Source organism: Cupriavidus sp. FW305-F7 (assembly GCF_058782875.1).
Genome location: NZ_JBYSYC010000140.1, coordinates 1 through 650, shown reverse-complemented (window position 1 = coordinate 650; position 650 = coordinate 1). Strand labels below are relative to the sequence as shown.

1 protein-coding gene is annotated in these 650 nt (G+C 66.6%); it reads left to right on the top strand.

Features of this window, described 5'->3' with window-relative positions; genetic code table 11:
* Positions 1-650 (top strand): acyl-CoA dehydrogenase family protein (locus AC3WL8_RS39980; RefSeq protein WP_492380267.1); only part of this gene is annotated, 650 nt, incomplete at both ends.

The following is a 650-nucleotide window of genomic DNA, read 5'->3' as shown; positions in this document are numbered from 1 at the left end:
GCCCCGCGCGCCGCCGAGATCGACCGCACCGACCAGTTCCCGATGGACGCCTGGAAGAAGATGGGCGACCTGGGCGTGCTGGGCATCACCGTGGCCGAGGAATACGGCGGCGCCAACATGGGCTACCTGGCGCACATGATCGCGATGGAAGAAATCAGCCGCGCCTCGGCGTCGGTCGGCCTGTCCTACGGCGCGCACTCCAACCTGTGCGTGAACCAGATCCACCGCAACGGCACCGCCGCGCAGAAGGCGAAGTACCTGCCCAAGCTGGTCTCGGGCGAGTGGATCGGCGCGCTGGCGATGAGCGAGCCCAATGCCGGCTCCGACGTGGTCAGCATGAAGCTGCGCGCCGAACTGAAGGGCGACCGCTACGTGCTCAACGGCACCAAGATGTGGATCACCAACGGCCCGGACTGCGACGTGCTGGTGGTCTACGCCAAGACCGAGCCCGAGCTGGGCGCGCGCGGCATGACCGCTTTTATCGTCGAGAAGGGCATGAAGGGCTTCTCGGTGGCGCAAAAGCTGGACAAGCTGGGCATGCGCGGCTCGCACACCGGCGAACTGGTGTTCCAGGACGTGGAAGTGCCGGTCGAGAACATCCTCGGCGCCGAGAACGGCGGCGCCAAGGTGCTGATGAGCGGGCTGGACTA